Below are 25,408 nucleotides of genomic sequence, written 5' to 3'. Positions count from 1 at the left end.
GAATAAGGCTATCGGAGGAGATGCCATGCCGACCGCAACTATCAATCGAACCGAAACCGAATCGGTAGCGCCGGGCGCCACGCCGCTGCTCGACGTCAAGGGCGTGACGCTGCAGTACAAGACCAAGAAACAGATCGTCACCGCCAGCTACCAAGTGGATTTCCAGGTCTTCCCGGGCGACCGATTTGTGCTGCTGGGGCCGTCGGGCTGCGGCAAGTCGACGCTGCTCAAGGGCGTCGGCGGGTTCATGTCGCCGGTCGAGGGCGAGATCAATCTCAACGGCAAGCCGGTGCATGCCCCCGGCCCGGACCGGATGATGGTGTTCCAGGAGTTCGAGCAGCTGCTGCCCTGGAAGACGGTGCTGGAGAACGTGGTCTTCCCGATGGTCACCAGCGGCAAGTACGCACGGGCCGAGGCCGTCGACCGGGCCAAGCGCTATCTGGAGAAAGTGAACCTCACGAAGTTCTTCGATGCCTACCCGCACCAGCTCTCGGGCGGCATGAAGCAGCGCGCCTCCATCGCGCGTGGCATGGCGATGGGCCCGGCCATTCTGCTGATGGACGAACCGTTCGCCGCACTGGATGCGCTCACCCGCTTGAAGATGCAGGAGGAATTGCTCGAGCTCTGGGAGGAATTGCGCTTCACAGTGTTGTTTGTGACCCATTCCATCCAGGAAGCGGTCATCATCGGCTCGCGCATTCTGGTGCTCTCGCCGCACCCGGGGCAGGTTCGCGCCGAACTCAATGCCCAGCAGTTCAATCACGCCAATCAGGACTGCGCCGAGTTCCATGCCTTGCAGCAACGCATCCACGACATGCTGTTTGCCGAGCGGATCGATGCGATGGGGCAACATCATGGCGAATAAGGCAGATGAGGCAGTGCCCGCCGCGCGAATCGAGCCCCCGGTGCGAGATGAATTCGAGCGCGAGCCGCGGTCCATCGGCGAGATCGGCGAGATTTCCCGCAGCCTGAGCCCATGGCAGCGGCTGCGCGACAACTCGCTGGCTCGCAACCTATTCATTCTGGTGGTGCTCGGGCTGATCTGGCAGATCTATGCCATGTGGGCCAACAGCCCGCTGTTGTTCCCGACCTTCACCGCGACCATTCAGGCGCTCTGGGATTCGACCGTGCACGGGCCGTTGCTGATCCGGGCCTGGAACTCGATATCGATCCTGCTGATCGGCTATGTGAGCGGCGTGGTGCTGGCGACACTGCTCACCATGTTCGCGGTGCTCACGCGGTTCGGTTCCGATCTGCTCGGGGTGCTGACGGCCATGTTCAGCCCGCTGCCGGCAATCGCGCTGCTGCCGCTGGCGCTCATGTGGTTCGGCCTCGGCGCGGGCAGCATCGTGTTCGTGCTGATTCACGCGGTGCTGTGGGCGGTCGCGCTCAACATGCTGTCCGGCTTCATCTCGGTGAGCGAGACGCTGCGCATGGCCGGGCGCAACTACGGCCTGAAGGGCTGGCGTTACGTGGCCAAGTTGCTAATGCCGGCGGCATTCCCGACCATTCTGTCGGGCCTGAAGATCGGCTGGATGTTCGCCTGGCGCACCCAGATCGCGGCCGAGCTGGTGTTCGGCGCCACCTCCAGCGGCGGCGGCATCGGCTGGTTCATCTTCGAGAACCGCAACGAACTGCAGACCGCTTCGGTGTTCGCCGGTCTGTTCACGGTGATCCTGATCGGGCTGCTGGTCGAGGGCCTGGTGTTCCGGACCATCGAAGTGCACACCGTGCGCAAGTGGGGCATGACGCGATGATCGCGATCGCGGGGCTGTCGCCCGCTATCGGGCTGCTGGTCGTGGCCACCATCCTGGTGGTCGCTGCCGCGGTCAAGGGCACGCTCGGCCTCGGCATGCCGGTCTTCAGCGTATCGCTGCTGGGCGGCCTGCTCGATCCGCATGCCGTACTCGCACTGATGGTGGTGCCGGTGCTGGCTTCCAATCTATGGCAGGCGCTGCAGAGCGGCTATTGGCGCACGGCCTGTCGGCGGTTCTGGCCGATGATCGTTTGTTTCGCCATCGGCACCGCGATCGGCGGCTACTGGATGGCGCGGATCGATCCGGCCCGGCTGCTGACGATTCTCGGCGTCATCGCGATCGCGTTCGCGCTCGTCAATCTGATCAAGCCCGACCTGCGCCTGGCAGCACGTCACCGCAACTGGGTCGGTGCGGTGGTCGGCGGCTCCACCGGTGTCGTGAACGGGCTGTCGACCGTCAACGGGCCGCCGCTGCTCATGTATCTCGTGGCCTGCGGGCTCGACCGCGAGGAATTCGTCGGCGCCTACGGCGTCATCGCGCTCGCCGGCGCGGTGCCGCTGGCGGCCACCTATGCCTATACCGGCGTGTTCGGCGCGACGGAAGCGTATTGGTCGACGCTGGCCCTGCTGCCGGTGTTCGCCGGGCTCTGGCTGGGCCGGCGCCTGCGCCGTCATATCCAGCCCGAGGTGTTCCGGCGCGTGCTGCTGGTGTTGCTGATGCTGCTCGGCGCGAATCTGATTCGTCGGGGGTTGTATGCCTGAACGACATGCCATCGAGTGGATCAGCTTCGATGTCTATTCGGCGCTGTTCGATTTCCGGACCAGTCTGCTGCCGCATATCCACGAGGCGTTCGCTGCAACGGACCGGGGCGAGGGCGAGCGCGTACTGGAACTCTGGCGGCGCCAGCAGCTTGCGCTCGCCCAGCATCACGCCATGCTCGAGCGCGGTCATCTGTCGTTTCGGCGCGCCACGCGCCTGGCGCTCGACTATGCGCTGGCCCACTGCGGGCTCGATCTGGGCGAACGAGCGCGATGCGCGCTGGTCGCGGCCTGGGATGCGCTCGAGCCGTGGCCGGAAGCCCCGGCCGCGCTCGCCGCGCTGCGCCGCGGCGGCTACCGGCTGGCGCTGCTGTCCAACGGCGATCAGGACATGCTCGAAGCGCTCGCCGCGCGTCTGCCCGGCATTGATGCCGTGATCTCGGCCGAGCGTGCCGGTGCCTACAAGCCGCAGCCGCGCGTCTATACCTACGCGCTCGAGGCGTTGGTCATCGACCGCGACGGCCTGCTGCACGTGGCCGGCTCGTCCACCGACGTGATGGGCGCGCGCTCGGCCGGCCTGCTCTGTGGCTGGTCGAATCGCTTCGACGACGTACTGCTCCATCCGCAGTTCGCCCCCTCATTCACCGTGGCCGATCTGTCCGGGCTGCCGGCCGCACTCTCGGCGATCTCGTCGACGGAGGCTCGTTCATGACTGCAACCCTGACCGTCGCCGTCTGGAAAGGCGACGCCGACGGCGGCTTCGTGGAACACGACGTACCCCAGCGTGCCAACCAGACCGTGCTGGACGTGGTCAGCCATATCCAGCGAGAGCTCGATCCCGCGCTGTCCTATCGTTTCGCCTGCCGCGTCGGCATGTGCGGTTCTTGTGCGATGCGGGTCAACGGCGTATCGCGCTGGACCTGTCGCACCCATGTCGACAAGGTCGCGCGCGACGGCCGGCTGACCATCCAGCCGCTGGCCAATCTGCCGATCGTCAAGGATCTGGTCACCGACATGGCGCCGTTCTTTGATAAATGGGAGCGCGCCGAGGGCCCGTTCGTGCCGTCGGAAACGCGCCCGGCCGATGACGATTTCGCCGTCGTCGAGCCGGCCGGCAAGCAGCGCTCCTGGGCCGACGCCGCCCAGGAATGCATCGGCTGTGGCGTGTGCTACAGCAGCTGCGACGTGGTGTCCTGGAATCCGGAGTATCTCGGCCCGGCTGCGCTCAATCGCGCCTGGGTACAGATGAACGACGAACGTGACGGCGGCCGTCCCGCACGCCTGCGTGCGGTCTCGGGCGACGCCGGCTGTCATGCCTGTCACAGCCAGCAGAGCTGCACGCTGCGCTGTCCGATGGAACTCGATCCGGCGTCGTCGATTGCCGGCCTGAAGCGCCTGAGCTTCAAGGCCGCGCTGCGAGGCAAGCTATGAACCGCGCCAACGAAGTCCGCCTGTGGGCGGTCATGCGGCTGACCTCGATGGTGTTGGCCTTCGCGGTCCTGGTGCACCTGATCACGATGATCGTGGTGATCCGTAATGGTCTGAGCGCCGAAGAGATTCTCGCGCGCACGCGTGGATCGGTCGCTTGGCTCGTGTTCTACAGCGTGTTCGTGGTCGTCGCTGCCATTCATGGCTCGATCGGGCTGCGCAACATCGTGCGCGAGCACACCGCCTGGCGCGGCAACAGCCTGACCATCGCCGCGGCCGTGTTCTGTGTTCTGTCGTTATGGCTCGGCCTGCGCGCCGTGCAGGGGTTGTTCGCATGATCGCCGACGGGCCACGCCAGCATCTGCCGTACTGGGGGTTCGTCGCGCATCGCGTGTCGGGCCTGTTGCTCGCCTTGTTCCTGCCGGTGCATTTCTGGGCGCTCGGCCTGTCGCTGCGCGGGGCCGCCAGCCTGCAGGGCTTCATCGGCTGGACCGATCTGCCGCTGGTGCGGTTCGCCGAAACCGGGCTGGTCGTCCTGCTGGCCGTGCATCTGGCCAGCGGCCTGCGGATTCTGGCGCTCGAGATGCTGGGCTGGAGGGCGGCCCAGAAGAATCTGGTCGCGGTCAGTTTCGGGGTGGCGCTGGCCTGCGGGCTGGCTTATCTGCTGCGTGCGTTCTGAGTACGAAGGTAACGTCATGAAAGAGATCACGACCGATATTCTCGTACTCGGCAGCGGCGGCGCCGGGTTGTTGGCGGCGCTGCATGCCAAGCAGGCCGCACCCGATCTGTCGGTGACGATCGCGGTGAAGGGCCTGCTCGGCAAATGTGGCTGTACGCGCATGGTCCAGGGCGGCTACAACGTGGCACTCGCGCCAACCGACTCCACCGAGCGTCATTTCATGGACACGCTCAACGGCGGCAAGTGGCTCAACAACCAGGACGTTGCCTGGACGCTGGTCGAGCAGGCGCAGGTCCGGATCCGCGAACTGGAAAACGTCTACGGCTGTTTCTTTGATCGCAACGCCGACGGCACGGTGCATCAGAAAGCCTTTGCCGGCCAGACTTTCGATCGCACCGTGCACCGCGGCGATCTCACCGGCATCGAGATCATCAGTCGGCTGGCCGAGCAGACCTGGGCCACCGGGGTGGATCGCCTGGAAGAACACCGGGCGGTGGCCCTGATCAGAAACGAGTCCGGCGATGCGCTCGCCGGCGTGTTGATGATCGATATCCGCAGCGGCGAATACGTGTTCTGCCGGGCCCGGGCCGTCATGCTCGGCACCGGCGGCGGACCGACCATGTACAAATACCATACGCCGTCCGGCGACAAATCCTGCGACGGGCTGGCGATGGCGCTGGCCGCCGGGCTCGCCCTGCGCGACATGGAGATGGTGCAGTTCCATCCCACCGGCCTGCTGGCCGGCGAGCACACGCGCATGACTGGCACCGTGCTCGAGGAAGGGCTGCGCGGCGCCGGCGGCTATCTGTTCAACGGCGACGGCGAGCGCTTCATGGAGCGCTACGACGAACGCGGCGAGCGCGCCACCCGCGATATCGTCAGCCGCGGCATCTTCAGCGAGATCCAGGCGGGTCGGGCCACGCCGAACGGCGGCGCGTACATCTACATGGCGCATCTCGGGCCGGACAAGGTTCGCGCCCAGTTCAAGGGCATGGTCAAGCGCTGTGCCGACTGCGGTTTCGATCTGGCCGGCGAGCGCGTGGAAGTGATTCCGACCGCGCATTACATGATGGGCGGGGTGGTCTTCGACGAACGCTGTTTCACCTCGCTCCCCGGTCTGTTCGTGGCCGGCGAGGATGCCGGCGGCGTGCACGGCGCGAATCGGCTCGGCGGCAACGGCGTGGCCAACTCCACGGTGTTCGGCGGCATTGCCGGCGACACCATGGCCGCCTGGGTGGATCGTGCCGCGCCGTTGGCCGAGCCGAGCCAGGCCGAGCTCGAAGCGGCGGTCGCGCACTGCGAGCGCCCGTTCCAGCACAGCAGCGAATCGCTGCAGCCGATTCGCGAAGCGCTCTACGACCTGATGTGGGAGAAAGTCGGCATCGCGCGCGAAGAAACGGCCATGCACGCCGCGCTGGACGAGCTCGACGTGCTGGCCGGGCGCCTGCGCGGGGTGGGTGTGGACGCGTCCAGCCGCGCCTACAATGTGACCTGGCACGACTGGCTCAACCTGGCGAGCCTGATCACCGTAAGCCGGGCGATCACCGAGGCCGCGCTCGCCCGGCGTGAATCGCGCGGCGCGCATTTCCGAAGCGATTTCCCCGAGATGGACGAAGATCAGGCGAAGACGTTCACCGTGGTCCGCGCCGAGGGCGAACGCCTGGTCGCGGGCCGCGAGCCGGTGCAATACACGCGTCTCATGCCCGGCGAGAGCCTGCTCGTCGAGGACGCCACCGCCGACGAACCCATGCCGCTGGCCGATGCACCGGGACCCGGTACCAGTACGGCCTGATTCAAGATCATTGGAGGAGACCATGTCCGAAGACCGCCGTATTTCCCGCGAACGCCTTGAAGGCCACCCGGGCGAGATCTATACCCGCACGATCCTGAAGCCGAGCTACGACTTCATGCTCGAGCATTATTTCGAAGGGCTGATTCAGGCCAACAAGGCCTGGACCGTGATGCTCGCCGAGCGCGACATCATCCCGGAGGATACCGCCGCCGGGCTGCTCGACGCGATCCGTTCGCTGGAAGCCGACGGTCGCGACGGCATGGGCGAGTTCGATCCCCAGGTCGAGTATTTCTATTCGACCATGGAGCGCTATCTGATCGCCCGTGTCGGCGAGACGATTGCCGGCGACATCAACATCGGCCGGACCCGGCCCGAGCCGCTGGTGCGTATCGTCATGCGCGATCGCCTGATCGAGACCATGCGCGGCGTGCTGGCGCTGCGCGAACAGTTGCTCGCACTGGCCGAGGCGCATCGCGATACCGTCATGCCGCTCGGCACGCACATGCAGCATGCCCAGATCACCACGCTCGGCCATTATCTGGTGGGCATGATCAACGCCTTGGAGCGCGATCTGGACCGGCTGCTCGCGGCCTGGCACCGCTGCAACTTCTGTACCCTCGGCTGCGGCGCGCTGGCGGGCTCGTCCTACGATATCGACCGCGATCGCGTGGCCGAACTGCTCGGTTTCGAAGGGCTCATCGAGAACACCAACGACTGTGTGGGCGCCGGCGACTACATGCTCGAATCGGTGGCCGCGCTGGCCAACCTGATGACCACCGTCAGCCGGCTCTGCCAGGACTTCTATATCTGGCATACCCAGGAATTCGGCTACATCAGCATCGGCGACGATTATTCCGGCTCGTCGAGCATGATGCCGCAGAAGAAGAATCCCTATCCGTTCGAATATTCGCGTTTCACCGCCACCCATGTGATCGGCGAGATGACCGGGGCGTTCGCGAGCCTGCACAACGTCAACTACCAGGACACCAAGGACGTCGAGGAAGGCCTGGCGCCGCCGGTGTTCCGCGCGCTGAGCGAGACCACGGCGATTCTCGATCTGCTGACCGGCGTGTTCTCGACCGTCGAGGTCGACGCCGAGGCGATGAAGCGCCAGGCCGCCCGTCATTTCGCCAGCTGCACCGAGCTGGCGGCGGTCATCCATCGCGCCACGGATCTGTCGTTTCGCAGTGCCCATCGGATCGTCGGCAATCTCGTGCTGCGTGCGATCCGCCAGGGCAAGGACGCCACCCAGGTCGATGCCGCGCTGGTCAACGAGTCCGCACAGGATGTGCTGGGCCGGGACCTGCCGCTCGACGATGCCATGGTCAGCGGCGCGCTGGACCCGGAGAGCTTCGTTCAGTCGCATACCGTCAAGGGTGGGCCGGCGCGCGAGCCGCTGCAGGCCGCATTGGCCGAGGCCGGCGAACGCGCCCGGGCCGATCGAGAGCGCGTCGATGCCTTGGCCGACGGGCTCGATACGGCCGATACCACACTGAACACCGCCGTCGAACAATGGCTTCAAGGGAGAGTGGCGTGAGCGACATCATCATCACCGAATTCATGGACGAAGCGCCGCTTGCGGCACTGCGCGAACGGTATTCGGTGCGTTTCGAACCGACGCTGGTCGACGACCGGCCGGCCCTGCTGAACGCCGTGGCCCAAGCCCGGGCGATCATCGTGCGCAATCGCACGCAGGTGGATGGCGAACTGCTGCAGGCGGCGCCGCAGCTGCGCGCGGTCGGTCGGCTGGGCGTCGGGCTGGACAATATCGACCTGGACGCATGCAAGACACGCGATGTGCGCGTCCTGCCAGCCACCGGGGCCAACGATGTGGCCGTGGCGGAGTACGTGATCGCGGCGGCGCTGATGCTGCGCCGCGGCGCCTACGAACACCGGGCTTCGATGCAGGCGGGCGACTGGCCCCGTTCGGCGTTGATCGGGCTGGAAGTGTCCGGCGCCACAATGGGTCTGGTCGGTTTCGGCGGCATCGCGCGCAAGGTGGCCGTTCGCGCGAAAGCGCTCGGCATGCGTGTGATCGCCCACGATCCCAATCTGTCGCCGCACGACGAATGCTGGGCCGAATACGACGCCGAGCCGATGGATTTCAAGTCGCTGGTGGCCGAGTCGGATGTGATCAGCCTGCATGTGCCGCTCGTGGCCGGCACCCGGCACCTGATCGATGCGGCGGCGCTGGCACGCATGAAATCGAGTGCGGTGATCGTCAACAGTGCGCGCGGCGGTGTGATCGATGATGCCGCTCTCGCCGACGCTCTGGCCGAGGGCACGATCGCGGCAGCCGCGCTCGACGTGTTCGAGGACGAACCGCTGCCCGCGGGCTCGGTCTATGCCAGTCTCGACAATGTACTACTCACGCCGCATATCGCCGGGGTGACGGTGCAGTCGAACGTGCGTGTCAGCCAGGTGACGGTCGACAATGTGCTGGCTGCGCTCGAAGAGGCCACGGCATGAGCCTGGTCACTGCGCAAAAGGCGCGCGAACTGGCCAGCGCCGTGTTGTGCAACAACGCTGTCAGCCAGTCCAATGCTAATGCGGTCGCGCGTGCGCTGGTGGCCGCGGAACTGGATGGGCTGGCCTCGCACGGCCTGTCGCGGCTGTTGGCATATGCCGATCAGGCAATGGCGGGCAAGGTGGATGGCTACGCCAAGCCGCGGATCCGGCTCGACGCGCCGGCGGCGCTGTCGGTGGACGCGGGCCATGGTTTTGCCTTCCCGGCGATTGGCTTCGGCATCGAGCACGGCATGGCGCGGGCACGCGAGGCCGGCAGTTGCACGGTGGCCATCGGGCATTCGCATCACGCTGGCGTACTCGGCCACCACGTGGAAGCCGCGGCCGAAAACGGCTTCGTCGCCCTCGGTTTCTCCAACTCGCCGGCGGCGATGGCGCCGTGGGGCGGCTCGAAGGGGGTGTTCGGCACCAATCCGATTGCCTGTGCGGTACCACGCAGCGGCGCGCCGCCGATGGTGATCGATCTGTCGTTGAGCGGCGTGGCGCGCGGCAAGGTCATGCTCGCCAATCAGCGCGGCGAGTCGATCCCCGAAGGCTGGGCGCTCGACGAAGCCGGCAAGCCGACCACCGAGGCGGCAGCCGCGCTCGGCGGCACGATGGTGCCTGCCGGCGGGGCCAAGGGTGCGGCTTTGGCGCTGATGGTCGAGATTCTGTCGGCCACGCTCACCGGCTCGAGCTATGCCTTCGAGGCCAGCTCTTTTTTCAACGCCGACGGCCCGCCGCCCAATATCGGGCAATGCTTCTGGCTGATCGATCCCAGCCGCCTGGCGGGCGCGGAGTTTGCCGCGCGGCTCGAGGTGCTGTTTGCCGCTATTGCCAATCAGTCTGGCGCGCGTCTCCCTGGTGTGCGGCGCCACGAGCTGAGGGCCGCTAACGAGCAGAAGGGTGTCGAAATCGCCGATAGCCTGATCGCAGAGATCCGGCGGCGTGCGGGGCTACATGAATAGGTGATAACCCACGCCCCGGCCACAAAAGCTCCACTCAGAGAGCGGTCGCACTGCGAAATAATTTTAAACAACGCGAAAAAGCGAAACGGAGGAACACATGAGAAACAGAACCATGGTAGCCACCCTGGTGCTGGCGGGCACGCTCGTCGTGCCGAACCTGATCAAGGTCACACACGCGGCTGATGCCTCGAATTATCCATCGCGGCCCGTGCACTACGTCATTCCGTTCGGTCCGGGCGGCGAGTCGGACATCACGGCCCGACTGCAGCAGCCCATCTTCCAGAAGATGACCGGTCAGAACATGATCATCGAATACAAATCCGGTGGCGGTGGTGCCGTCGGCTGGTCGCAGCTCAATTCGATGAAGGGCGACGGCTATACGATCATGGGCACCAATCTGCCGCATATCATCGTCAAGCCGATGATGGGCAACGTCGGCTTCAAGACCAAGGACATCACTAATGTGTACATGTTCGAGTACACGCCGGACGCGATCCTCGTCGCCAAAGACAGCCCGTTCAAGACACTCGACGATCTGATCGCCTATGCCAAGAAACATCCCGGCATGCTTACGATGTCCGGTTCGGGCAGCGGTACGGCGAATCATCTGGCGAACGTGCGCTTTGACAACATCACCGGGGCCAAGACCACCTATATCCCTTTCAAGGGGACGGGGGCGGCCTACACTGCGTTGCGCGGCGGGCAGGTTAAGGCTGAGTGGGGTTATTCGACGGTGGCGGCCAACCATCCGGGCGAAGTTCGCATGCTGGCCGTCGCCACCGACAAGCGCATGGAGATCTTTCCCAAGGTGCCGACCTTCAAGGAAAAGAAGATCGATATGGTTGGCGGTGCCTATCGCGGTGTGGCGGTGCCCAAATCCACATCCGAGCCGATCCGCAAGAAGCTGTCGGATCTGATTGGCAAGATCAATGCCGATCCGCAATTCAAAAAGTCGCTTGCCAAGCGTGGCTTCGTCGAACTGAACGTGCCATACGACAAGATGGACGCGTTCATGAAAAAGCAGACGGCCAAGTATACCGAACTCGTTAAGAAAGCCGGCCTAGTGCACTGATACGCAGCCCGGTTCGGGATGCCGGGTCGGGCGGCTTTTTCGGAGTCTGAGTGACGATGAGTCATATCAACGACATCTTGGCCGCGTTGACGCCACTGCACTTGGCCCTGGCCGTGCTCGGCGTGGCCGCTGGCACCATTCTGGGTGCCATCCCCGGCCTGACGGCCACCATGGCGATCGCCGTGCTGGTTCCGCTGACGTTTTCGATGGATCCGACCACGGCACTGCTGCTGATGGGGGCGATCTACACGGGGGCGATCTATGGCGGGGCCTATGCAGCCATCCTGCTGAATACGCCGGGCACGCCCTCGGCGATCGCCACCACTTTCGACGGCTATCCGATGGCCAAGCGCGGCGATGGCGACCTGGCCGTCACCATCGCCTGTCTGTCCAGCGTATTCGGTGGGCTGGTGGGCGCGGCCGTACTGCTGTTCCTGGCGCCGCCGCTGGCGAATGTGGCGCTCGCGTTCGGGCCGGTCGAATACTTCTGGCTGGCGATCTTCGGCCTGACCCTGATCTCGGCGATCTCGTCCGGTGCTCTGCTGAAGGGGCTGATCGGCGCGAGCTTCGGTCTGCTGCTGTCCTGTGTGGGCGTGGCGCCGATCTCCGGCAGTCCGCGCTTCACCTTCGATTCGACCACGTTGCTCGGCGGGATCGATGTCGTCTCCGGGCTGATCGGGTTGTACTGCATTCCCGTGCTCATCAATCTGGTAGCCCGGCCGGAGCGTCATCTGGAAATCCAGGAGGCCTCACGTGGCTTTCGGCTGCCCGAGGCGATCCGGCTGTGTTTTTCCGGTGGGATCAACCTGATCCGCTCTTCGTTGATCGGGGCGTTCGTGGGTATTCTGCCGGGCGCCGGCGGGTCGATTTCCGGGCTGGTGTCGTATTCCGAGGCACGCCGTGCTTCGAAAACGCCCGAGCGCTTCGGTAAGGGCGAACCGCGTGGTATCCAGGCCAGCGAATCGGCCAACAACGCGACGGTCGGCGGCGGCATGGTGCCTACGTTGGTGCTCGGCATCCCGGGCACACCGCCGGATGCGGTGATTCTCGGCGCGCTGCTGGTGCAAGGCATCCAGCCGGGGCCGGCGATGTTCTCCGGGCACAGCTCGATCGTCTATACCTTCATCTACGGGCTGTTCATCGCCACGATTCTGATGCTGCCCATCGGCCTGCTGATCGGCCGCTATGCCTTCAAGTCGATCGTGACTTTCCCCAAGGCGGTGTTGGTGCCGATCGTGGCTTTCATGACCATCATCGGCACCTATGCGATCAATAATTCGATCTCGGACGTCATGGTGATGATCGTGCTGGGTATCGTGGGCTGGGTGCTCGAGCGTCTGGGCTTCCAGCCGTCGCCGATCGTGCTCGGCCTGATCCTCGGCCCGATCGCCGAACAGGGCTTCGTCCAGGGCTGGATGATCGGCGGCGCCACCGGCGACCCGTTGTCGATCTTTTTCTCCGGGCCACTCGCGATCGGGATTTTCGTGTTGATCCTGGCCTCGCTGTTCTACCCGATCATCGCCGGTCGTCTCACCCGGGGTGCCAAGGAGTCCGATGATGCCCGCAGTCTCTAAGCAAACCTCGCGCGACACCCGTGACCTGCGGGGGACCATCGGCGCCTTGATTTTCGTCGCGATCGGCGGCGTGTGTTGGTGGGATATCAGCCAGACGCCTTCGCCGCAGGCGTCGGTGTTCCCGCAGACCGTCATCGGGTTGATGGTGGTCTTCAGTGCCCTGCTCATCCTGAGGAATCTGCTGGGCTACGCCTCGCCCGAGCCGGCCGGCTCGCCCGGCTCGGTCACCCGGCGTGTACTGCTGATCGTGGTCATGATCGCCGCCACCCTGGCCATGCCGTATCTCGGCTTCGTCATCGCCGTGCTCGTGGCCTACATCGCGATCATGGCGATCGCGATGTACGAGCGCTGGACGTTGATGCGGCTATGCCTTTATCCCGCGTCCGGCGTGATCGTAGTGCTGGGTTTCTACTTCATCTTCAAATACGTGTTCCAGGTGCCGCTACCCGATCCGTCGGTGTTCGGCTCGCTGTTTTAGGGCCTGCTGATGTTTCGTACGAGTCCGCGCCAAGCGCTGTTTTGCGGCAAGACGAGGCGTAGTGCGCGCCGTGCAGTCACTCTGCACAAGCGTGCTAGAACGCTGGATTGCCGCAAAACAGCGCTTGTCCCGAAGGGTTGGGCCGCAAATTGCGCCCTGCGGCGTTGCAAGTCTGGGTCGTGGCACGCCACGACGCGGCGACTCACGCCTTGCAGGACACTATTTGCGGACGCCAACGCGGCGCTCGTACGAAACATCAACAGGCCCTAACCGAGGAGAATACATGCGCATTCTGGAAATCCGCGACGCGGTAGCGCCTATCGCATCGCCCATTCGCAACGCGTTCATCGATTTTTCCAAGATGACGATCAGCGTCATCGCGATCGTGACCGACGTGCAGCGAAACGGCGAGCCGGTGATCGGCTATGGCTTTCATTCCAACGGCCGTTATGCACAGCAGGGCATTCTCCGCTCGCGTCTGATCCCGCGGCTGCTGGAGGCCGACCCCGACAGTCTGCTGGATGAAACAGGCGGGAATTTCGATCCCAAGACCATCTGGCAGGCCTTCATGCACAACGAAAAGCCCGGCGGGCACGGCGATCGGGCCGTGGCGGCCGGGGCGCTGGATATGGCGGTGTGGGATGTCGTCGCCAAAGTGGCGGAGCAACCGCTGTGGCGGCTGTTGTCCGATCGCTACAACGACGGCCGGCACGACGAGGAGATCGTGGTCTACCCCGGCGGCGGCTATTACTATCCGGGCAAGGAAGTGACCGGTCTCAAGGACGAGATGCGGCACTACGACGAAGCCGGCTATCGCGTCGCGAAGATGAAGATCGGCGGTGCGGATATCGCCATCGACCAGGCGCGCATCGAAGGCGCGCTCGAGGTACTGGGCGAGGGCCAGCGCCTGGCTGTCGATGCCAATGGCAAGTTCGATCTGCCAACCGCGATCGACTATGCCCATATGCTCGAGCCCTACGATCTGTTCTGGTACGAAGAACCGGGCGATCCGATCGACTATGCGTTGCAGGCCGAACTGGCCGGCCACTACGAGGGGTCGATGGCCACCGGCGAGAACCTGTTCTCGACGCAGGATGTCTGCAATCTCATACGGTTTGGCGGCATGCGACCCGATCGTGACTGGATCCAGGCCGATCCCGCGCTGGCCTACGGCCTGACCGAATATCTCAACCTGATCGAGGCGACCGAGCAGCTCGGCTGGCCGCGCCGCCGGTTGATGCCGCACGGCGGCCATCAGCTGGCGCTGAACATCGCCGCGGGACTGCAGATCGGCGGCACCGAATCCTATCCGGCGGTATTCCAGCCCTACGGCGGCTTTGCCGACGATATTCCGATCATCGATGGGCGCGTCCGGCTGCCGGACGCGCCCGGTATCGGCATGGAGCGCAAACTGGTGATGTTCGAGGCTCTGCGAAAAGCGCTCGAACTGGCCGACTGAGCGGGTTGAGCCCGCCCGCTAATCGTCCAGATGCGCGCCGCGCCGGGAGACTTCGGCCAGCGCCGACAGATCCTGATCACCGGTGCCCGCCGCCATGGCTTCCGACAAGCGCTGGCGCGCGGCCGCGCCCATCGGCATCGGCACGTTTTCGGCCGCGGCGGCCGCCAGCGCCAGATCCATGTCCTTGGCGCCGAGCGCGAGCTTGAAGCCTTCCGGATTGTCGTAGTCGCGTGCCTTCATCGCCGGGGCATAGCCCTGGTACGCCGGACTGGCGAAGACCGACTGTGTGATGATTTCGAGGAAATCGCCGGGTTCGACGCCGTATTTGGCCGTCATCGAGGCGGCTTCGCCCATGGTTTCCACGGCTGCTACCAGCATGTAGTTGGTCGCCAGTTTGATGACGTTGGCGCGCTCGGCCTCTTCACCGGCGGGCCAAACCTTGGCGCCCATCGTCTCCAGCGCCGGGCGCGCGGTCTCGATGGCCGCGTTTGGCCCGGCGGCCAGCACCTGTAGCTTGGCCGCCTTGGCCATATCCGGCCGGCCGAGCACCGGCGCGGCGACGTAGGCCTTGCCCGCGTCGGCATGGCGCCGGGCCATGTCGCGCGCGGTGTTGATCGAAACGGTGGCCATGTTCACGTGCACGGTGTGCTCGCCGAGGGCCTCGATCAGGCCGTGTTCGTCGACCACGGCAGCCAGTGCCGCGTCGTCGGCGAGCATGGTGATGAGCACGTCGGCGGCGGCGCAGTCGGCCGGCGTGTCGGCCTGCTTGGCGCCCGCCTCGACCAGCGCCTTGCATTTGTCGGCGCTGCGGTTCCAGACGATGACGTCGAAATCCGCATTGACGAGATTGGTCGCCATGGCCCGTCCCATGGCGCCGAGTCCGATGAATCCGATCTTCATGATTTAATCCTGTGTCGCGGGGACGCGCCGCGCGCGTCCCGGGATGAATGAGGACGGCGCGTCTTCAGACCGTCGGCTGCCAGACATGCGGCAGAAAACGATAACCGTCGCCGTCGGCCTCGACATAGCCGATGCCGGGGAAATCCAGGTGATGTCCGCCCACCATTTCGCCGGATTCTGCCAGCTCGGCCATGATCGCGTGGCGGGTTTCGCGCGCCTGCGCGATGTCGGTGTCGAAAGCCACGCCGGCGTCCGGGCAGGGGAACTGGATCTGCGGCATGTGCACCACGTCGGTCCAGAGCAGGATGCGCTCGTGTCCCGACTCGATGCGATAGCCGGAATGATCCGGCGTATGCCCGGGCAGCGGCACGCGGGTGATGCCGGGCAAGACCTCGGTGCCTTCCAGATGCTGCATCTGCGAGCCGACCGCGGCGATCACCCGGTGTGCGGCCTGGAACTGGCCCTTCTGGGCGTCGGACACGTCGTCCGGAATCTCGCCGCCCCAGTAGTCCAGCTCGCCGGCCGGCACCAACACGGTGGCCTGCGGGAAGATGGCGTTGTCGTCGGCGTCGATCAGTCCGCCGACATGGTCGGGGTGGACATGCGTGATCAGCACCGTGTCGATATCGGCCGGCGCTACGCCGATCGTCGCCAGATTCTCCAGCAGATACGGCCCGGTATCGCCGGCCAGCCCGCCGAGCCCGGTGTCGATCAGGATCTTCCGATCGCCGGTATCCAGCAGATAGACATTGAGCGTGATGCGCGGGGGCGTCGGGCGCCGGCTTTGCTGGTGCAAGCGGCGGGCCTCGGCTTCATCGATGTTCTGCGGCAGCGCGAAGCTGGCTTCCATCTGGGCGTCGAGCAGCGTGGTGAGCATGAAATCGCCGATGCGCAGCTGATGCACATTGGCGGGTTGGGTCGATTGCGTCATCTCGAAAATCGATCGCGAAAGATTAGGTTGCCCACGGTACACCATGGGCAGTCTACGATCGGCAAACGCGGCGACGTCATGGCGTAGGGCTCGACCCAGGCGCTGCCGATCGCCGGGCGGGACGCCTGCGATCAGCTCGTCGCGACGTCCTGTTTTTCCAGCTCGGGCAGCAACACAACGCTTTCCTGCTCGTTCGGATCGGTACGGGCGATGACCGCGGTGGCGGTTTCGGTGTCGCTGGGGTTGTAGGGCAGATGTGGCATGTTGGCCGGGATATAGAAGAAATCCCCCGGCTCCACGACGGCACAATATTCGAGATTTTCGCCGTAGTAGCAATGCGAGACGCCGGTCAGCGCATAGATCGCGGTCTCGTGGGCCTCGTGCTTGTGCGCCTTGGCGCGCGCGCCCGGCGGGATGGTCACGATCTGCATGTGAATCCCCGTCGCGCCCACCGACTCGGCCGAAATGCCGACGTTGTAGTCCAGCGCCTGTTTGCCGGTGATGGTTTCGCCGGCGCGAACGACCCGGCAGGTCGGCTGATTGGATTCGCTCATGTTCTCCTCACTGGCGAGTGCCTGGGTTCGATTCTACGCCAGCCCATGCGCGGGTGGCACCGAGCTCGACGGATGTGGGCGATGCGTTTACGGCGGGCGCGGGGTACGCCGTTGGGTTGTTCTTCATACGGACTCGCACGAAACGGCAACAGGCCCTAAGCTCCGAATCGTCCACTCAACAGGGATCGGGAATGCGGGTCATGAGCAACGACGACACGCGCGATATTGAGCGCGCAAAAGGCATGGCGCTGGTCACCGGCGGTTCGCGGGGCATCGGTGCCGCGATCTGCCGCCGGCTTGCGGAGGAAGGTCATGCCGTGGCCGTGGGCTATGGCCGCAACGCCGAAGCGGCGCAGGCCGTGGTGGCCGATATCCGCGCGGCGGGCGGCAGGGCCGAGGCGTTTCATATCGATGTCAACGAGCTGGACGCGCTGGATGATCGGATAGCCGAGGCGGAGCGCGCGCTCGGCCGGCTGGCCGTGCTCGTCGCCAATGCCGGGATCACCGGCGATACCGCGCGCGTCGATGAGCAGAGCCTCGACAACATCGAATCGGTGTTCCGCGTGAATGCGCTGGCGCCGATCGTCTGTGCGAAGGCCGCGGTGCGGCGTTTGTCGACCCGACACGGCGGATCGGGCGGCTCGATCGTGATCATGTCCTCGGTGGCCGCGCGAACCGGCGGTGCCGGCGGGATGGCGACCTACGGCGCCAGCAAGGGCGCGATGGAAACCTTCATCCTCGGGCTCGGCAAGGAAGTCGCCGACGAAGGCATTCGCGTCAACGGTGTAGCTCCCGGGATCATCGATACCGACATGCCGCCGGACGAGCTGCGCGAGGCCGCCGAAAATGTCGTGCCCATGCGCCGGCTCGGCAAGCCCGAGGAAATCGCCGATGCCGTGGCTTGGCTGGTGTCCGAGCGCGCCTCGTTCGTGACCGGCGAATGCGTGACCGTGTCAGGCGGGCGATAGCGGCTGCCCGCGCCCGCTTGGGCGGCGGGGCGTGGGGCGGACAATATCAAGCTTGAGGCAGGCGCCGTGCGGTGTCCGACTTATACAGCCCCAGCAAGGTGGGGCGGATCGAGAGACGCACGGCCGGCCCGGCATGGCCGGTTTCCAGTTCGATCATGCGCTCGTAATAGAACTCGGCCTGCTCGATTTCGGCTTTGGCGTCGCGCAGGCGAGGCCGCTGGGGCGAACCGATTGCACTTGAGCCGATATTGCGACAGTGCGATTGATAAAGCTCACGGGCCTCGTCGTACGTCAATCGCGCGGCGTTTTCGCGCAATTGCTTTACCCGGGTCGCGCGGCGATGCCGAACCATGAGGAACCTCGACGCGATCAGAACGCCGATCACCACCAATACGCTTGTCATTACTGCCTCGGAGAACCCGCACAAAGCCGTCAATCGTGCGTAATAACGGCTCCGGGGCCGCATAGTTAATACTGTTCCGCGACAAAAGGCACGCTTTATTTTCGTTGCCGGATTGGCGTTAGTTGGGCGAGCGCCTCGGACGTACGGGTTGAGGGCGGTGAGCGCCGAATATCGCCGCTCATTTTCGGGGCGACTATGAGGCCGCCGGATCATATCTCCGGGCTCGCGAAGCACTCGGCCACCCAGTCCGCGAATACACGAACACGCGGCGAAAGTTGGCGGCGTTCGGGATAAAGCACCGACACCGGCGTCGGGTCAGGCGCGAATTCCGGCAACAGCTCTATCAGCCGGCCGGCGGCGAGATCGGCTTCGAAACGATAACGCGGAGCCTGCACCAGACCGAGGCCGAGCCGGGCCAGTTCGGCGGCGGTGTCGGCGCTGGCTACGGTCAGCCGCGTGCTGGGGCGCACTTCGACCACGCGCCCGGCGTCGCGGAATTCCAGCGGCAACACCTGCCCGGTGGCGGATGACACAAAACCGATCAACGCATGGGCCGCGAGTTCGGCCGGCCGTGTCGGTCGGGGGCGGTCGGCGAGATAGGCAGGGCTGGCCACGAGTGCTTCCGGCAGCAGGCCCACACGCCGGGCGATGAGGTCGGAATCCCGCGGTGTGCCGGCGCGTACGACGCAGTCCACGCCCTCGCGCACCAGATCCACCAGCCGATCGCCCTCGCCGATGTGCAGCTTGAGTTCCGGATAGCGCTGCAGAAATGCCGGCAAGCGTGGCAACAGGAAATGCCGGGCCAGCGTGCAGTGCAGATCGACCGTCAGCAGGCCGCGCGGGGTGGCATCGGCAGCTGCGCTTTCCGCGGCCTCGATCTCGGCCAGGATATCCGCGCAGCGTTGATAATAGGCTTCGCCTTCCGGCGTTGGCGCGACGTGTCGGGTCGTGCGTTGCAGCAGGCGCCGGCCGATCCGGCGTTCCAGCCCGGCGATGGCCTCGGAGGCCGCGGAGCGCGACATATCGAGATCGTTCGCGGCTGCGGTAAAGCTGCGCCGTTCCACGATCCGCACGAACAGCTGCATGACATCGATTCGGTCCATGTTCGTCCGGGCGTGCCTTGGGTGAGTAGGGCTGGGCGACCGTCGGTCGATTGTTCGTTCGCAGCGAACAGCATGGTCGCAGATGGGTCGATTATCCCGTGACCCAGCATGCCTAGAGTACGTCATGTCTTCATTTCAACGGGAGTTCGACATGACGGATACACAGACTAAGAACGAGGCGGCGAGGCGGGTGGCGCTGGTCACCGGCGGTTCGCGCGGCATTGGTGCGGCGACCGCGCGCCGCCTGGGCGCTGATGGTTTCGCGGTGCTGGTCAACTATGCCGGCCGGGCCGACAAGGCGGACGATGTCGTGGCCACGATTCGGCAGGCCGGTGGGCATGCCGTGGCGGTGCAGGGTGATGTGTCCGTGCCGGCCGACGTGGCGCGCCTGTTCGACGCGGCAGAGGCGGAATTCGGCGGGCTGGATGTGCTGGTCAATTCCGCTGGCGTGATCGAGCTGGCGCCGATCGGCGAGATGAGCGATGCCGATTTCGATCGCATCGTGGCCATCAATCTCAAGGGCACGTTCAACACCTTGCGCGAGGCCTCGCGGCGATTGCGGCCGGGCGGGCGGATCATCAATCTGTCGACCGGCGTGACCCGCCTGCTGCGGCCGGGCTACGGTGCCTATGCCGCGAGCAAGGCCGCGGTGGAGGCCTTGACCGGCGTGCTCACCAAGGAAATGCGCGGGCGCGATATTCGCGTCAACGCCGTGGCCCCGGGGCCGACCGCGACCGAGCTGTTCTTCGACGGCAAGTCGGACGCGCTAGTCGACGAAATCGCCCGCCTGTCGCCGCTTGAGCGGCTCGGCCAGCCGGACGAAATCGCGGCCGTGATCGCCATGCTGGCCAGCGATTCGGGCGCCTGGGTGAATGGCCAGACCATCCACGTCAACGGTGGCATGGTCTGATGGCCTTGGCTTGGCGGGCGGCGTGATTCACACCGCCTGTCGGCTGGCTCAGCGCAGCGTTTCCTCGAACAGCGTGGAGAGCCGCTTGTAATGCCGGGCATCGGCTGCCTCGTCATAGACCGGCGCATCGAAGGCGGTGAAGCCATGCCCGGCCCCGGCAAACAGCTCGGTCGTGAACGCCACGCCGGCCTTGGCCAGGGCCGCATCGAGCCGGCCGATCTGTTCCGGCGGCATGAGCTCGTCGCCGTCGGCATGGCCGAGAAATACCCGGGCTTTGATCATGTCCACCAGACCGAGCGGGCTGTGCTCGTCGTCCTCGGCGGCTAGCCGCGCTGAGTGGAAGCCGGCGGCGGCGACCACGCGCTCGGCGTGGCGTGCGGCCATGCGCAGAGCGAACGCCCCGGTCATGCAATAGCCGACCACGCCGATCTTCGCGCCGTCGAATTCGGCTTCGGCATCGATCGCGCCTATCAATGCCTCGAAATCGCGCGCCTGGGCGTCTGGCGTAAGATGGCCGGCATATTCGAACAGCGTCGGCCGCACGTCGCTATCGCGAAACGATTTGCCCTCGGGGACGACCGGCCCGGCCTGATCGCGATAATAGATATTCGGCATGAGCACGGCGTAGCCGTCATCGGCGATGGTCTGGGCCTTGTCGTGGTAGCAGGGCCGCAGGCCGCCAATGTCGGTAAACAACACGACGGCCGGCAGGGCGCCGTCGGCATCGTCGGGCGTGAAGATATGGGCGTCGATCGTGCCGTCGGCGGCTTGGATATTTAGGGCGCGGCTCATGGGCGAACTCCGAATGTCGTGAACGTCACTCCGGGTTCTAGGCTATGTGCCGGGATCGTGCAATGCCGTGCGGGTTGGTCGCCCGCACGGCGAGTGCAATCGAGGGCATTCGGTTCAGGCCGCGTGCGCCGTCCGCCGCGACGAGCCGGTTCGCCGACCAAGCCAGGCATCTACGGCGAATCGGCCCGGCCCGGCGACATACAGCGCCAGCAGGCCACCGATGATGGCGATGTTCTTATAAAAGTTGATTTGGTTGGCGTACTGCTCGGCGCCGGTCAGCGTCCAGTACGGATGGCCGATCAGCGCCGTGCCCAGCGTATAGAGCGCCATCAACAACGCCAGGGGACGGGTGGCCAGGCCCAAGGCAATGGCGAGCGCGACCGGCACTTCCATGATGACGGCGATGGCGGCGGCGAGCACGGGTACCGGCGCGCCGGTGTGCTGCATATAGGCCACCGTGCCGGCGAAACCGATCAGCTTGCCCCAGCCGAAAAGAAGGAACAGCCAGGCGATCAGTACGCGGGCGGCGAGTAGCAGCGGATCCTGGAAATAAGATTTGTGCAGCAGCGAGTCGAACATGACGAGCCTCGTCGTGGTGGGATGAATGGGGCCGGCAGCGCCGGCTCTTGTTGTTCAAGTTAGGCGCAGGACGCCCGGTCCGGAAGCCGGCATAATTTCAACACGGCGTTCTATTAGAGGAACGAGGCGTGCAGGATCTTGATGATCTGTTCTATTTCTCGAGCGTAGTCGAGCACGGCGGATTTTCGGCCGCGGCCCGGGTGCTCAAGCAACCCAAATCCAAGCTCAGCCGGCGCGTTGCCAGCCTCGAGGCGCGGCTGGGCGTACGGCTCGTGAACCGCGATACCCGCGGCATCTCGCTCACGCCGATCGGCGAAGCCTTCCATGCGCATTGCCGCACCATGCTTGACGCGGCGCGCTCGGCTTTTGAAACCGTCGAACAGAGCCAGGCCCAGCCGCGCGGCACGGTGCGCCTGAGCTGCCCGCCCGGACTGTTGCATCTGCGGCTCGCGCCGTTGATCTCGGGCTTTCTGGCGCGCTACCCGGAAGTGCATCTGGACATCGAGGCGGTTGGCCGACCGGTGGACCCAGTGCGCGAAGGGTTCGATCTGGCGCTGCGCGTGCGACCCACGCCGTTGGCCGACAGCGATCTCAACATGCGCGCGATTGCCGCGAGCCCACATCGGCTGGTCGGTGCCCCCGGGTTGGTCGCATCGTTGGCGGAGCTGGGCGCTCCATCGTCATCGGTCGACTGGCCGGCGCTCAGCGAAAGCCGCCCCGACGGGCGTTATGTCTGGACGCTGCAGGACGCCAACGGCGCACGCCGCGACATCGCCTGCCGGCCGCGGCTCGTCACCGACGACATGCCCACACTACGCCAGGCCGCGCTCGACGGTCTGGGCATCGTGCAACTGCCAATGCTGTTCGTGGGCGACGACCTCGCGGCCGGCCGACTGGTCGAAGTCATGCCCGGCTGGACGCCGCCGGAGAAACTGTTGCACGCCGTCTTTGCATCACGCCGCGGCCAATTGCCGGCCGTCCGGGCGCTGCTGGATTTTCTGGCGGAATCCGTCGGCGAGAGCGACTTTGTGGCGCCGTGACGCCGGATAACCGCATCAACGCGCGTTCGAGACCACTAGATCGAGCCCGAAGCCGGCAAGCACCGCGCCGACCAACCGATCGAAAACATGGCGCACGCGTTCGAAGGTGCGGCGTGCCCGCGGCCGGCTGAGCGCGACCGCCACAATGCTGTACCACATCGCCGATACGGCACCCATCAAACCGACCGCCGCCAGGGTGTCATAGACGGGCGCATGCGCCGGCATCGTGGTGGCGAACAGGCTGGAGACGAACACCGCTGTCTTCGGGTTAGCAAGGTTAGTGCCGAGTCCGGTGGCCCAAGCCGCCGTGCCCGAGGGCGCCCCACTTTGACGATCGGCATCGACAGCCGCTCGTCGCCCGGCCCCGGGGCGCAACAAGCGCAGCCCGAGCCAGATCAGATAAGCACCGCCGATGACTTTCAGGCCGGTGTAGGCCCACGGCGCGGCAATGAACAGGGCGCGAATCCCCAACGCGCCGGCCAGCCCCCAGACGAGTGTCGCCGTGGCGATGCCGGCCGTCGTCCACAGCGCTGGTCCTAACCCGTGGCGCGATGCATTGCGCACCACCAGAACAAAATTCGGACCGGGCGATATCGCGGCGAGCAGCCACAAGCCGGCGACAAGGGCTAGGAAAGACACTGGGCACAGTCTCTTGGTCGACTCTTACCCGCCAGTATGCCGCGTAATGGCGTTAAGCGATGAATGGGCGGGCATGGCCCTGGCGAATCGCTGCATCGAGAATGGTGTCTCCAAGGTATGGTAGGTAGACCCAAGCCGGTGAATCGCATCTGTCTTGGACGGACGCCGGCGTCGCTCATTCTGGAGTTCGACACACCATGCAGCTACGCGAAAGCAATATCGAAAGACTTGCCAGCGAAGATGTCTACGACGCGTTGATCGTCGGCGGCGGCATCAACGGTGCGGTGAGTGCGGCGGCGCTCGCCGGCAAGGGCGTCAAAACCGCGTTGATCGACCAGGGCGATTTTGCCGGCATGACCAGCATGTGGTCGTCCAACCTCATCTGGGGCGGCATCAAGTACATGGAGTCGTACGACTTCAAGCTCGTGCGCGAGCTGTGCGTCTCCCGCAACCACCTGATCAAGCACTATCCGTCCACCGTCCAGGAAATCCGCTTCCTGACCACGATCACCAAGGGCTTTCGCTGGCATCCGCTCGTGCTCTGGGCCGGCACCTGGCTGTACTGGTTCTTCGGCAACTGCTTCACCAGGATCCCGCGGCTGCCGTCGCTCAAGCAGGTGAATCAGGAAGAACCGGTCATCGATACCCAGCCGGCCGTCGGCTGCTTCGAATATTCCGATGCGTTTCTGCACGACAACGACGCCCGCTTTGTCTTCAACTTCGTGCGCCTGGCCATGAACAGCGGCTGCGCGGCCGCCAACTACGTCGAATCCACCGGCGCCACCCGCGAGAACGGCATCTGGACCGTCCAGCTGCGCGACGTGATGACCGGCCGCGAATTCACCGCGAAAACCCGAACGCTCATCAACGCCTGCGGCCCGCTGGCCGATCAATACAACCGGCTGACCGAGAAGAAAACCGAGCACAGCCACGTGCTGTCCAAGGGCATCCATCTCATTGTCGACCAGGTCACGCCGAACAAGCGCGTGCTGGCCTTCTTCGACCAGGACGGACGCCTTTTCTTCGCCATCCCGATGGGCAACCGCACCTGCATCGGCACCACCGACACGCGCACCGACGACCCGCACGCCGCGATCACCGACGAAGACATCGACTTCGTGCTGGACAACATCAACGCCCGGCTCGCGCTCGACAAACCGCTGGATCGCGACGACATCATCGCCACCCGCTGCGGCGTACGCCCGCTGGCCGTGGAGAACACCGGCGGCCAGGATCGCGACTTCCTGCAACTCTCCCGCAAGCACGAGATCGATTCCGATATCGAGCAGGGCTACATCAGCATCTTCGGCGGCAAGCTCACCGACTGCGTGAACGTCGGCAACGAAATCACCGATCTGGTTAAACAGATGGGCATCGAAGTCCGCTACCCGAAATATCGCTGGTACGGCGAGCCGGTGGATTCCGTGCGCGACGAATTCTTCCATCAGGCCCGCCTGATGAACCTCGACGACTACACCGATCCCGCCTCGTCCGAGCCACTATCCACCCGGCTGTGGCGCCGCTACGCTGGCCATGCCATCGGCATTCTGGAAAACATCCGTGAAGACCCGCGCCAGGCTGAAATCCTCATCGAAGGCACCGAATACATCCGCGCCGAAGTCCGCCAGGCCGCACGGCGCGAGATGATCACCAAGCTCGAGGACTTCCTGCGCCGCCGCTCCAAGATCAGCCTCGTCTCCCGCCAGGAAACCATCAAGAACTCTGCTGGTCTGCTCGAAGCTTGTGAAATTCTGTTCGGCGACGACGCGAAAAAGCGCTTCGACGAATACTTCCGCGAGCACCCGGTTACCAACGGCATCGCCAAAGACCCGTCCTCAGGCCAGGCTGCAGCCGATGATGCACCGGAGGCGACCGAAGCGGCCGACTCAGCCCGCGAGCGCGAGCATGGGTTTGAGACGTTGAACTGGTGATCGTCTAAAAACACTGGGAGCTTTAGTAAAGCCGTTTTACTGGTTTTGCGATCAATAAGCTGGGTACGCTTTCTCGTTATTGAGCGCGCTACAAGCGCTCGTTGGCGTCGGTTGGCTAATAACGTGTTGTGGTTTAACGCCTTGAGCTTTGATCGTTGCGTTGTTGCGTTCTCGCAGCTAGTATCCAC

At 65.0% G+C, this 25,408-nt stretch carries 27 protein-coding genes; 19 read left to right on the top strand and 8 right to left on the bottom strand.

Annotated features, from left to right (window positions below):
- Nucleotides 1-25: 25 nt before the first annotated feature.
- The 15 genes from C41B8_RS03650 to C41B8_RS03580 all read left to right on the top strand — a co-directional run bounded on the left by C41B8_RS03650 (nucleotide 26) and on the right by C41B8_RS03580 (nucleotide 14,470).
- The gene (locus tag C41B8_RS03650; protein ID WP_051882961.1) at nucleotides 26-865 is read left to right on the top strand and encodes an ABC transporter ATP-binding protein; all 840 of its coding nucleotides are present in this window, start codon (nucleotides 26-28) and stop codon (nucleotides 863-865) included.
- Nucleotides 855-1,757 (top strand): ABC transporter permease, encoded by a 903-nt coding sequence (locus C41B8_RS03645; protein ID WP_051882959.1) that lies wholly within the window; start codon nucleotides 855-857, stop codon nucleotides 1,755-1,757. Before C41B8_RS03650 ends, C41B8_RS03645 begins: the two co-directional genes overlap by 11 nt.
- Nucleotides 1,754-2,518 (top strand): sulfite exporter TauE/SafE family protein, encoded by a 765-nt coding sequence (locus C41B8_RS03640; RefSeq protein WP_037334216.1) that lies wholly within the window; start codon nucleotides 1,754-1,756, stop codon nucleotides 2,516-2,518. Before C41B8_RS03645 ends, C41B8_RS03640 begins: the two co-directional genes overlap by 4 nt.
- Nucleotides 2,511-3,227, top strand: a complete 717-nt coding sequence (locus C41B8_RS19335) for a haloacid dehalogenase type II (protein WP_051882957.1) — start codon at nucleotides 2,511-2,513, stop codon at nucleotides 3,225-3,227. Before C41B8_RS03640 ends, C41B8_RS19335 begins: the two co-directional genes overlap by 8 nt.
- Complete coding sequence (locus C41B8_RS03630) at nucleotides 3,224-3,946, top strand: succinate dehydrogenase/fumarate reductase iron-sulfur subunit (RefSeq protein ID WP_037334213.1); 723 nt, start codon at nucleotides 3,224-3,226, stop codon at nucleotides 3,944-3,946. The genes C41B8_RS19335 and C41B8_RS03630 overlap by 4 nt, the downstream gene beginning before the upstream one ends.
- Entirely contained in the window at nucleotides 3,943-4,281 is a 339-nt protein-coding gene (locus C41B8_RS03625) for a succinate dehydrogenase/fumarate reductase transmembrane subunit (protein ID WP_037334210.1), read from the top strand. The genes C41B8_RS03630 and C41B8_RS03625 overlap by 4 nt, the downstream gene beginning before the upstream one ends.
- Nucleotides 4,278-4,622 (top strand): succinate dehydrogenase, cytochrome b556 subunit, encoded by a 345-nt coding sequence (sdhC, locus tag C41B8_RS03620; RefSeq protein WP_037334208.1) that lies wholly within the window; start codon nucleotides 4,278-4,280, stop codon nucleotides 4,620-4,622. The genes C41B8_RS03625 and sdhC overlap by 4 nt, the downstream gene beginning before the upstream one ends.
- 16 nt (nucleotides 4,623-4,638) lie before the next feature.
- Nucleotides 4,639-6,414 carry an L-aspartate oxidase gene (locus tag C41B8_RS03615; protein ID WP_037334205.1) on the top strand — a complete coding sequence of 592 codons (1,776 nt, stop codon included), beginning with the start codon at nucleotides 4,639-4,641 and terminating at the stop codon, nucleotides 6,412-6,414.
- Nucleotides 6,415-6,436: 22 nt separating this feature from the next.
- Nucleotides 6,437-7,951, top strand: coding sequence for an argininosuccinate lyase (gene argH / locus C41B8_RS03610; RefSeq protein ID WP_037334202.1), 1,515 nt, complete (start codon nucleotides 6,437-6,439; stop codon nucleotides 7,949-7,951).
- Nucleotides 7,948-8,883: a hydroxyacid dehydrogenase gene (locus C41B8_RS03605; protein ID WP_037334199.1), complete on the top strand. Its 936-nt coding sequence runs from the start codon at nucleotides 7,948-7,950 to the stop codon at nucleotides 8,881-8,883. The genes argH and C41B8_RS03605 overlap by 4 nt, the downstream gene beginning before the upstream one ends.
- Complete coding sequence (locus C41B8_RS03600) at nucleotides 8,880-9,887, top strand: Ldh family oxidoreductase (RefSeq protein WP_037334196.1); 1,008 nt, start codon at nucleotides 8,880-8,882, stop codon at nucleotides 9,885-9,887. The genes C41B8_RS03605 and C41B8_RS03600 overlap by 4 nt, the downstream gene beginning before the upstream one ends.
- Nucleotides 9,888-9,984: 97 nt before the next feature.
- Complete coding sequence (locus C41B8_RS03595) at nucleotides 9,985-10,959, top strand: tripartite tricarboxylate transporter substrate binding protein (protein ID WP_037334193.1); 975 nt, start codon at nucleotides 9,985-9,987, stop codon at nucleotides 10,957-10,959.
- A 56-nt stretch (nucleotides 10,960-11,015) separates the two neighbouring features.
- Complete coding sequence (locus C41B8_RS03590) at nucleotides 11,016-12,533, top strand: tripartite tricarboxylate transporter permease (RefSeq protein ID WP_037334192.1); 1,518 nt, start codon at nucleotides 11,016-11,018, stop codon at nucleotides 12,531-12,533.
- A complete protein-coding gene (locus C41B8_RS03585) occupies nucleotides 12,517-13,011 on the top strand; it encodes a tripartite tricarboxylate transporter TctB family protein (RefSeq protein ID WP_198025038.1) in 495 nt (164 codons plus the stop codon). The genes C41B8_RS03590 and C41B8_RS03585 overlap by 17 nt, the downstream gene beginning before the upstream one ends.
- 283 nt (nucleotides 13,012-13,294) lie before the next feature.
- Nucleotides 13,295-14,470 (top strand): enolase C-terminal domain-like protein, encoded by a 1,176-nt coding sequence (locus C41B8_RS03580; RefSeq protein WP_037334186.1) that lies wholly within the window; start codon nucleotides 13,295-13,297, stop codon nucleotides 14,468-14,470.
- 18 nt (nucleotides 14,471-14,488) lie between these two features.
- Here C41B8_RS03580 and C41B8_RS03575 read toward each other — a convergent pair whose 3' ends face one another.
- From C41B8_RS03575 to C41B8_RS03565, 3 genes are all read right to left on the bottom strand, one after another.
- Nucleotides 14,489-15,370, bottom strand: a complete 882-nt coding sequence (locus C41B8_RS03575) for an NAD(P)-dependent oxidoreductase (protein ID WP_037334183.1) — start codon at nucleotides 15,368-15,370, stop codon at nucleotides 14,489-14,491.
- Nucleotides 15,371-15,434: 64 nt separating this feature from the next.
- Entirely contained in the window at nucleotides 15,435-16,301 is an 867-nt protein-coding gene (locus C41B8_RS03570; RefSeq protein WP_037334180.1) for an MBL fold metallo-hydrolase, read from the bottom strand.
- Between the two features lie 131 nt (nucleotides 16,302-16,432).
- A complete protein-coding gene (locus C41B8_RS03565; RefSeq protein ID WP_037334177.1) occupies nucleotides 16,433-16,855 on the bottom strand; it encodes a cupin domain-containing protein in 423 nt (140 codons plus the stop codon).
- Nucleotides 16,856-17,055: 200 nt separating this feature from the next.
- On the opposite strand from C41B8_RS03565, the gene C41B8_RS03560 reads away from it, so the two are divergent.
- Nucleotides 17,056-17,823 (top strand): SDR family NAD(P)-dependent oxidoreductase, encoded by a 768-nt coding sequence (locus tag C41B8_RS03560; protein ID WP_037334499.1) that lies wholly within the window; start codon nucleotides 17,056-17,058, stop codon nucleotides 17,821-17,823.
- 46 nt (nucleotides 17,824-17,869) lie between these two features.
- Here C41B8_RS03560 and C41B8_RS03555 read toward each other — a convergent pair whose 3' ends face one another.
- Together C41B8_RS03555 and C41B8_RS03550 are read right to left on the bottom strand one after the other, a co-directional pair.
- On the bottom strand, nucleotides 17,870-18,226 hold the full coding sequence (locus tag C41B8_RS03555; RefSeq protein WP_037334174.1) for a hypothetical protein: 357 nt from the start codon (nucleotides 18,224-18,226) through the stop codon (nucleotides 17,870-17,872).
- A 209-nt stretch (nucleotides 18,227-18,435) separates the two neighbouring features.
- On the bottom strand, nucleotides 18,436-19,329 hold the full coding sequence (locus tag C41B8_RS03550) for a LysR family transcriptional regulator (RefSeq protein WP_037334172.1): 894 nt from the start codon (nucleotides 19,327-19,329) through the stop codon (nucleotides 18,436-18,438).
- A gap of 151 nt (nucleotides 19,330-19,480) precedes the next feature.
- On the opposite strand from C41B8_RS03550, the gene C41B8_RS03545 reads away from it, so the two are divergent.
- Nucleotides 19,481-20,239 (top strand): SDR family oxidoreductase, encoded by a 759-nt coding sequence (locus C41B8_RS03545; RefSeq protein ID WP_037334169.1) that lies wholly within the window; start codon nucleotides 19,481-19,483, stop codon nucleotides 20,237-20,239.
- Nucleotides 20,240-20,287: 48 nt separating this feature from the next.
- On the opposite strand, the gene C41B8_RS03540 is transcribed toward C41B8_RS03545, so the two are convergent.
- Nucleotides 20,288-21,031, bottom strand: a complete 744-nt coding sequence (locus C41B8_RS03540; protein ID WP_037334166.1) for a dienelactone hydrolase family protein — start codon at nucleotides 21,029-21,031, stop codon at nucleotides 20,288-20,290.
- A gap of 114 nt (nucleotides 21,032-21,145) precedes the next feature.
- Complete coding sequence (locus tag C41B8_RS03535) at nucleotides 21,146-21,610, bottom strand: DoxX family protein (RefSeq protein WP_051882955.1); 465 nt, start codon at nucleotides 21,608-21,610, stop codon at nucleotides 21,146-21,148.
- A gap of 128 nt (nucleotides 21,611-21,738) precedes the next feature.
- Here C41B8_RS03535 and C41B8_RS03530 point away from each other — a divergent pair, with 128 nt between their 5' ends.
- Nucleotides 21,739-22,650 carry a LysR substrate-binding domain-containing protein gene (locus C41B8_RS03530; RefSeq protein ID WP_037334163.1) on the top strand — a complete coding sequence of 304 codons (912 nt, stop codon included), beginning with the start codon at nucleotides 21,739-21,741 and terminating at the stop codon, nucleotides 22,648-22,650.
- Nucleotides 22,651-22,665: 15 nt separating this feature from the next.
- Here the strand turns inward: C41B8_RS03530 and C41B8_RS03525 are convergent, their stop codons facing one another.
- Nucleotides 22,666-23,289 (bottom strand): LysE family translocator, encoded by a 624-nt coding sequence (locus C41B8_RS03525; protein ID WP_037334160.1) that lies wholly within the window; start codon nucleotides 23,287-23,289, stop codon nucleotides 22,666-22,668.
- A gap of 197 nt (nucleotides 23,290-23,486) precedes the next feature.
- Between C41B8_RS03525 and C41B8_RS03520 the strand changes: the two genes are divergently transcribed.
- Complete coding sequence (locus C41B8_RS03520) at nucleotides 23,487-25,220, top strand: glycerol-3-phosphate dehydrogenase/oxidase (RefSeq protein ID WP_037334158.1); 1,734 nt, start codon at nucleotides 23,487-23,489, stop codon at nucleotides 25,218-25,220.
- The last annotated feature ends 188 nt before the right edge of the window (nucleotides 25,221-25,408 follow it).

The organism is Salinisphaera hydrothermalis C41B8 (genome assembly GCF_000732535.1).
GTDB lineage: Bacteria > Pseudomonadota > Gammaproteobacteria > Nevskiales > Salinisphaeraceae > Salinisphaera > Salinisphaera hydrothermalis.
Note: the sequence above shows the minus strand (reverse complement) of the source record. Positions and strands in the feature narration are given on the sequence as shown.

What these genes read in the sequence shown, in the direction of transcription:
- C41B8_RS19335 (WP_051882957.1), top strand. Translation starts at nt 2,511, where the DNA reads ATGCCTGAACGACATGCCATCGAGTGGATCAGCTTCGATGTCTATTCG.
- C41B8_RS03615 (WP_037334205.1), top strand. Translation starts at nt 4,639, where the DNA reads ATGAAAGAGATCACGACCGATATTCTCGTACTCGGCAGCGGCGGCGCC.
- C41B8_RS03600 (WP_037334196.1), top strand. Translation starts at nt 8,880, where the DNA reads ATGAGCCTGGTCACTGCGCAAAAGGCGCGCGAACTGGCCAGCGCCGTG.
- C41B8_RS03575 (WP_037334183.1), bottom strand. Translation starts at nt 15,370, where the DNA reads ATGAAGATCGGATTCATCGGACTCGGCGCCATGGGACGGGCCATGGCG.
- C41B8_RS03590 (WP_037334192.1), top strand. Translation starts at nt 11,016, where the DNA reads ATGAGTCATATCAACGACATCTTGGCCGCGTTGACGCCACTGCACTTG.
- C41B8_RS03640 (WP_037334216.1), top strand. Translation starts at nt 1,754, where the DNA reads ATGATCGCGATCGCGGGGCTGTCGCCCGCTATCGGGCTGCTGGTCGTG.
- C41B8_RS03595 (WP_037334193.1), top strand. Translation starts at nt 9,985, where the DNA reads ATGAGAAACAGAACCATGGTAGCCACCCTGGTGCTGGCGGGCACGCTC.
- C41B8_RS03540 (WP_037334166.1), bottom strand. Translation starts at nt 21,031, where the DNA reads ATGAGCCGCGCCCTAAATATCCAAGCCGCCGACGGCACGATCGACGCC.
- C41B8_RS03520 (WP_037334158.1), top strand. Translation starts at nt 23,487, where the DNA reads ATGCAGCTACGCGAAAGCAATATCGAAAGACTTGCCAGCGAAGATGTC.
- C41B8_RS03630 (WP_037334213.1), top strand. Translation starts at nt 3,224, where the DNA reads ATGACTGCAACCCTGACCGTCGCCGTCTGGAAAGGCGACGCCGACGGC.
- sdhC (WP_037334208.1), top strand. Translation starts at nt 4,278, where the DNA reads ATGATCGCCGACGGGCCACGCCAGCATCTGCCGTACTGGGGGTTCGTC.
- C41B8_RS03580 (WP_037334186.1), top strand. Translation starts at nt 13,295, where the DNA reads ATGCGCATTCTGGAAATCCGCGACGCGGTAGCGCCTATCGCATCGCCC.
- C41B8_RS03650 (WP_051882961.1), top strand. Translation starts at nt 26, where the DNA reads ATGCCGACCGCAACTATCAATCGAACCGAAACCGAATCGGTAGCGCCG.
- C41B8_RS03570 (WP_037334180.1), bottom strand. Translation starts at nt 16,301, where the DNA reads ATGACGCAATCGACCCAACCCGCCAATGTGCATCAGCTGCGCATCGGC.
- C41B8_RS03645 (WP_051882959.1), top strand. Translation starts at nt 855, where the DNA reads ATGGCGAATAAGGCAGATGAGGCAGTGCCCGCCGCGCGAATCGAGCCC.
- C41B8_RS03625 (WP_037334210.1), top strand. Translation starts at nt 3,943, where the DNA reads ATGAACCGCGCCAACGAAGTCCGCCTGTGGGCGGTCATGCGGCTGACC.
- C41B8_RS03535 (WP_051882955.1), bottom strand. Translation starts at nt 21,610, where the DNA reads ATGTTCGACTCGCTGCTGCACAAATCTTATTTCCAGGATCCGCTGCTA.
- C41B8_RS03560 (WP_037334499.1), top strand. Translation starts at nt 17,056, where the DNA reads ATGAGCAACGACGACACGCGCGATATTGAGCGCGCAAAAGGCATGGCG.
- argH (WP_037334202.1), top strand. Translation starts at nt 6,437, where the DNA reads ATGTCCGAAGACCGCCGTATTTCCCGCGAACGCCTTGAAGGCCACCCG.
- C41B8_RS03585 (WP_198025038.1), top strand. Translation starts at nt 12,517, where the DNA reads ATGCCCGCAGTCTCTAAGCAAACCTCGCGCGACACCCGTGACCTGCGG.
- C41B8_RS03550 (WP_037334172.1), bottom strand. Translation starts at nt 19,329, where the DNA reads ATGGACCGAATCGATGTCATGCAGCTGTTCGTGCGGATCGTGGAACGG.
- C41B8_RS03565 (WP_037334177.1), bottom strand. Translation starts at nt 16,855, where the DNA reads ATGAGCGAATCCAATCAGCCGACCTGCCGGGTCGTTCGCGCCGGCGAA.
- C41B8_RS03545 (WP_037334169.1), top strand. Translation starts at nt 19,481, where the DNA reads ATGACGGATACACAGACTAAGAACGAGGCGGCGAGGCGGGTGGCGCTG.
- C41B8_RS03555 (WP_037334174.1), bottom strand. Translation starts at nt 18,226, where the DNA reads ATGACAAGCGTATTGGTGGTGATCGGCGTTCTGATCGCGTCGAGGTTC.